Consider the following 5,505-nt stretch of genomic DNA (forward strand, 5'->3'; position numbering starts at 1 on the left):
CAGGTGAACGTGGCGGTGAACCAGCTGGACCAGATGACGCAGCAGAACGCGGCGCTGGTGGAAGAGAGCGCAGCCGCCGCGCAGAGCCTGAAGGAGCAGGCCGAGCAACTCGCCCAGGTGGTGGGGCGCTTCCGTACCACCGTTTGAGGAAACGGCCGGGCGGCCCGCATGGCGGGGGCCCGGTCCTGCCTATACTCCCCCCAGGGTTCACCTGAGAGGGGCGCAGTGCCCACGCCGGGCGGTCCCGACGACGGAGATCGCCATGAACGCCCGCCTGCCCCAAGCGCTGCTCGACGCCGCGGCCCTGCAATCCCATGTCGATGCCAGCTGGCGCGATCGCATCGTGCCCGCGCTGATCGACTACGTGGCCGTCCCGGCCAAATCCCCCGCCTTCGACGCCGACTGGGCCGTCCACGGCCTGCTCGAGCGCGTGCTGCAGTCGGCCGCCGACTGGGTGGCCGCGCAGCGCGTGCCTGGCCTCACGCTCGAGATCGTGCGCCTGAACGACGCGCACGGCCGCCCGCGCACCCCTGTGCTGTTCTTCGAAGTGCCCGCCAGCGCGGGCAAGGACGGCTCGCCCGCGCCCGCCTCGGGCCAGACCGCGCTGATGTACGGCCACCTGGACAAGCAGCCCGAGTTCACCGGCTGGCGCAGCGACCTGGGCCCATGGATGCCCAAGATCGACGACGGCAAGCTCTATGGCCGGGGCGGCGCCGACGACGGCTACGCGGTATACGCCAGCATCGCGGCCATCCAGGCGCTCAAGGCGCAGGGCGTGGCGCACCCGCGCATCGTGGGCCTGATCGAAACCTGCGAGGAAAGCGGCTCGGGCGACCTGCTGCCTTATGTCGACGCCCTGCGCCCCCGGCTGGGCGAGGTGGGCCTGGTGATCTGCCTGGACAGCGGCGCCGGCAACTACGACCAGCTCTGGCTCACCACCAGCCTGCGCGGCATGGCCGCCGGCGTGCTCAAGGTCGAGGTGCTCACCGAGGGCATCCACTCGGGTGATGCCTCGGGTCTGGTGCCCTCGAGCTTTCGCATCCTGCGCCAGGTGCTCGACCGCCTCGAGGACAGCGCCACCGGCCGCCTGCTGCCCGCGAGTTTTCACTGCGAGGTGCCGGCCGAACGCCTGGAACAGGCGCGCGCCACGGCCGCCATCCTGGGCGACGAGATCTACAAGCGCTTTCCCTGGGCCCACCACGACTGCGGCGGCAGCACCCTGTTCGCGCTGCCGACCACCACCGACCCGGTCGAGGCCCTCATCAACCGCACCTGGCGCCCCACGCTGAGCGTCACCGGCGCCGAAGGCTTCCCCGCGCTCAAGGACGCGGGCAACGTGCTGCGTCCCTACACCGCCTTCAAGCTCAGTCTGCGCCTGCCGCCCCTGGTGGACGCGGCCTCGGCCGTGCAGGAGCTCAAGGCCCTGCTGGAGGACAACGCGCCCTACCAGGCCAAGGTGACCTTCTCGTCCGAAGGTGGGGCCAGCGGCTGGAACGCGCCGCCCACCACCGACTGGTTCGAGCGCGCGCTGCAGGACGCCTCGCAGGCGCACTTCGGCGCGGCCTGCGGCACCATCGGCCAGGGCGGCACCATCCCGCTCATGAACCTGCTCAGTCAGGGCTTTCCCACGGCACAGATGATGGTCTGCGGCGTGCTGGGCCCCAAGAGCAACGCGCACGGGCCCAACGAGTTCCTGCACCTCGACTATGCGCGCCGGCTGACCGCCAGCGTGGCGCAGGTCATCGCTCAAATGCCTTGAGCACCGGGGCCGCCGCATGAGCGACACCACGCAAGCCCCGTTCACCGCCCGCGACGGCCTCAACCTCGCGCTCTACGACTGGCCCCTGCCCTCGCGCGTGCGCCCGCGCGGCGTGGTGCTGATCGTGCACGGCCTGGGCGAGCACGCCTGGCGCTACAACGAGGTGGCGCACCGCCTCAACGAGTGGGGCTTCTTCGTGCGCGCCTATGACCAGCGCGGCCACGGCGACTCCGGCGGCGCGCCCGGCGTGCTGCCCGACGACGACGCCCTGCTGGACGACCTGGCGGAAATGGTGGACGACACGCGCCGGCACATCGCCGAACCCTGGTCCTGCCCGCTGATCCTGCTGGGCCACAGCATGGGCGGCCTGGTCAGCGCCACCTTCGTGCAGCGCGGCATGGCCCGGGTGGATGGCCTGGTGCTGTCCTCGCCCGCGCTGGACGCGGGGCTGTCGGGTTTCAAGCGCTGGCTGATCGGCCTGATGATGCGGCTCTCACCCGACAGCACGATGGGCAACGGGCTCGACGCGACGAAGATCTCGCACGACCCGGCCGTGGTGCAGGCCTACCAGCGCGACCGGCGCGTGCACGACCGCATCAGCGCGCGGCTGGCGCGCTTCATCGACGACAACGGCCCCGTGGTGCGCGCCGCGGCGGCGCGCTGGTCGGTGCCCACGCTGCTGATGTTCGCCGGTGACGACCACCTGGTGAACCCGGCCGGCAGCGCGGCCTTCGCGGGTGCCGCACCGGCGCCAATGGTGGTGGCCCGCCGCTTCGACGGCCTGTACCACGAGATCTTCAACGAGCGCGACAACGCCGCCGTGTTCGACACGCTGCGGCAGTGGCTCGACCGGCGCGCGCCCGCGCCGGCCTGACATCCGGCGTGCGCTTGAGAGCGCCCGAACAGCGCCTCAGCGGCGCATCAGGCCGCCGAGCAAGCCACCCAGGTCGCCGAGGCCACCTCCGCCCGAACCCCCACCCAGAAGACCGCCGAGCGCGTCCAGAGGGTTGGCCTCGCCGCTCGCGGGCAGGCGGCCCTGCGGCGTGAGCTGGTCGATCAGCCCCGGCAACACCTGCGCCAGCACCGACGAGGCCTGTTGCCCATTGCCGCCGAACAGGCCACCCAGCGTGCCCATGAGGTCCGGGCCCAGCGCACCGCCGAGCTGATCGCCCGACACCGGCTGGTTGGCGCCCATGCCCACCCAGGACTGCGCGGCCTCGCCCAGACCGCCGGCCTGCAGCTTGGCCAGCAGGCCTTCAATGCCGCCCGACTGCTGCAGCAGCTGCGCGACCAGGGCCATCACCTGTTGCGCGTCGAAGCCACCCGCGTTCGACGTGTTGCCCGATCCGCCGAGCATGGCGTCCAGAAGTCCCATGTGCCTCTCCGGTGTCGCGGAACCGCTCCGCGCGTCAGGCGGGATTGTGGGTGGCAGGGCGTTGGCGGGCAAGCCACAGCAAGGACAGGGCCAGCAGCGCCACCGGCAGCAACGAGCCCAGGTTGAGCCAGGTCCAGCCCTGCGTGGTGACCAAGGCGCCGGAGGCGAAGGAGGTCAGCGCCATGGTGGCGAACACGCCGAAGTTGATGGCGGCCTGTGCGCGGTCCTTCTCCTCGGGGCGCCAGGCCTGCAGCGCCAGCGCGGTGCTGCCGGTGAAGAGGAAGTTCCAGCCCACGCCCAGCAGGAACAGCGCGACGAGGAACTGGTGCAGGTCCACGCCCGTCAGCGCAACGGCGATGCAGGCGAGGTTGAGCGCGACGCCCACGCCCATGATGGGCAGCACGCCGAAGCGGCGGATCAGGTGCCCGGTGAAGAAGCCCGGCGCGAACATGCCGATCACGTGCCACTCGAGCACGAGCGCCACGTCCTCGAACGGCAGGCCGCAGACCTGCATGGCCAGCGGTGTGGCCGCCATCAGCAGGTTCATCACGCCATAGCCGAGGGCCGCGCCCAGCGCGGCGACGATGAACACGGGCTGGCGCACGATCTCGGCCAATGGGCGCCCCGGGGGCGCGTCGGCCGCGCGCTGCGGTGCCGGTGGAAAGCGCAGGAAGGCCATCACCGCCATCGACAGCAAGGCCACGACGCCCAGCGCCAGGTACGCCCCTGCGAACGGCGCACCGGCGAGGTCGCGCGTGTGCACCGCCAGGTTGGGCCCCAGCACCGCGCCGATCAGCCCGCCCGCCAGCACCAGCGAGACCGCTTTCTCGCGAAAGGCCGGTGCCGCCAGTTCGGCGGCGGCGAAGCGATAGAGCTGGCCGTTGGCGCTGTAGTAACCCGCCACCACCGTGCCCGCGACGAGCAGCCAGAAGGCGCCCAGGGACACCGCCCAGGCGCACAGCAGCGCCGACAGCAGCGCCACCACCAGCCCGAGCTGGAACGAGGCCTGGCGCCCCAGGCGGCGCTGAGCGCGCGCCACGAGCGGCGTGGCCAGCGCGCCACCCACCACGTAGCCCATGACCGGCAGGGTGGCCATCCACCCCAGCGGTGCCAGCGACAGGCCCACCAGGCCGTTGATGGTGATGAACACCACGTTGTTGGTGAGGAAGAGCCCTTGGGCCGCGGCCAGGAGCCAGAGGTTTTGATTCATAAGCGCGGATTTATACATTCGCGCGGCGCGGCCCCACGCGGGACAAGGCCATGGCTTGTCATGAAATTGACACGCCAATGACTTGTTTGCTATCGAAATAAAAGCATCCAGGCCATGCGTGACCAAGACGTGAAGGGTGCGGCCTTGGATGCGTCGCGACCAGTGGTCCTCAAGATGCGGGAGGCGGGTCCGAAGAAGCGGGGGTGGCACCCATGTGCCGGGTTTTCCCTTATCCGTATCCCCCCATGAACTGGCTATCCCACATTTCCGTTCGCGCCAAGCTGGCGCTGCTGCTCGCCTTGTGTGCGGTGGGCATCTTCGCCGTGGCGGCGTCGGCCTTCTTCAGCCTCGACCGCGCGGTCTCCGCCAGCCAGCAGATGGTGCAGACCGAGGTGAGCGCGCTGCGCGCCTTGGGCGAGGTGCGCGCCGACGTCGGCAACATGCGCCGCTTCGAAAAGGACCTGTTCCTCAACCTGGCCGACGAAGCCGCGTTCGAGCGGTACCACAAGGCCTGGCAGGCGCAGGTGGCGGCCGGACTGGAGCGCCTGGCGCGCTTGCGGCCCATGCTGCTGCCCGCCGAGCAGGGTGCGCTGGACCGCATGGCCGCGGGCCTGGGCAAGTACCGCGACGCCGTGAACGCCATCCACACCGGCATCACGCGCGGCGAGATCAACGACCCCTGGCGCGCCAACCAGGCCATGGAGCCGGCCAAGGCCGATGTGCGCGCGGCCGACGAGGCCTTCAACGAGATCAGCGGTGCGGTCAGCGCCCGGGTGGACGGCATGGTGGAGGCCCTGGCACGCTTGCAGCGCCAGGCCGTTCGCGTGACCGTGACGGCCGCGCTGGTGGTGCTGGCCCTGGCGCTGGGCCTGGGGTATGTCATCAGCGGGCGCATCACGCGGCCGCTGGATGAGGCAGCGCGCGCCATCGAGCGCGTGGCGGCGGGCGACCTGACGGCTCGGCTGCGCACGCAGGGCCGGGACGAGACGGCGCGCGTGATCGCGGGCATCGCGCGCATGCAGGACGGCCTGGCGCGCATCGTGGGCGAGATCCGCCACGGCGTGGGCGGCATGCACGTGGCCAGCGCGGAGATCGCCAAGGGCAACCAGGACCTGAGCACGCGCACCGAACAGGCGGCGTCGAACCTGCAGGAAACCGCGG

At 71.1% G+C, this 5,505-nt stretch carries 5 protein-coding genes; 3 read left to right on the forward strand and 2 right to left on the reverse strand.

The genetic code is table 11. The features are described from left to right. Positions 1–262 precede the first annotated feature (262 nt). Together GTO19_RS00005 and GTO19_RS00010 are read left to right on the forward strand one after the other, a co-directional pair. Entirely contained in the window at positions 263–1,759 is a 1,497-nt protein-coding gene (locus GTO19_RS00005; RefSeq protein ID WP_291018439.1) for a M20 family metallopeptidase, read from the forward strand. 16 nt (positions 1,760–1,775) lie between these two features. Next, positions 1,776–2,633 carry an alpha/beta hydrolase gene (locus GTO19_RS00010; protein WP_291018442.1) on the forward strand — a complete coding sequence of 286 codons (858 nt, stop codon included), beginning with the start codon at positions 1,776–1,778 and terminating at the stop codon, positions 2,631–2,633. A 36-nt stretch (positions 2,634–2,669) separates the two neighbouring features. Here GTO19_RS00010 and GTO19_RS00015 read toward each other — a convergent pair whose 3' ends face one another. Both GTO19_RS00015 and GTO19_RS00020 read right to left on the reverse strand, forming a co-directional pair. Next, a complete protein-coding gene (locus tag GTO19_RS00015; RefSeq protein ID WP_291018444.1) occupies positions 2,670–3,134 on the reverse strand; it encodes a YidB family protein in 465 nt (154 codons plus the stop codon). A 34-nt stretch (positions 3,135–3,168) separates the two neighbouring features. Beyond that, the gene (locus tag GTO19_RS00020; protein WP_291018447.1) at positions 3,169–4,344 is read right to left on the reverse strand and encodes an MFS transporter; all 1,176 of its coding nucleotides are present in this window, start codon (positions 4,342–4,344) and stop codon (positions 3,169–3,171) included. Between the two features lie 245 nt (positions 4,345–4,589). On the opposite strand from GTO19_RS00020, the gene GTO19_RS00025 reads away from it, so the two are divergent. Next, positions 4,590–5,505 (forward strand): HAMP domain-containing protein (locus tag GTO19_RS00025; RefSeq protein WP_291018450.1); only part of this gene is annotated, 916 nt, incomplete at its 3' end.

Origin of the sequence: Hydrogenophaga sp., assembly GCF_011772445.1 — a bacterium.
Classification (GTDB): domain Bacteria; phylum Pseudomonadota; class Gammaproteobacteria; order Burkholderiales; family Burkholderiaceae_C; genus Hydrogenophaga.

Bases quoted from the DNA above. Each gene is read 5' to 3' on its own strand.
- GTO19_RS00005 (WP_291018439.1), top strand. From the start codon at position 263: ATGAACGCCCGCCTGCCCCAAGCGCTGCTCGACGCCGCGGCCCTGCAA.
- GTO19_RS00010 (WP_291018442.1), top strand. From the start codon at position 1,776: ATGAGCGACACCACGCAAGCCCCGTTCACCGCCCGCGACGGCCTCAAC.
- GTO19_RS00015 (WP_291018444.1), bottom strand. From the start codon at position 3,134: ATGGGACTTCTGGACGCCATGCTCGGCGGATCGGGCAACACGTCGAAC.
- GTO19_RS00020 (WP_291018447.1), bottom strand. From the start codon at position 4,344: ATGAATCAAAACCTCTGGCTCCTGGCCGCGGCCCAAGGGCTCTTCCTC.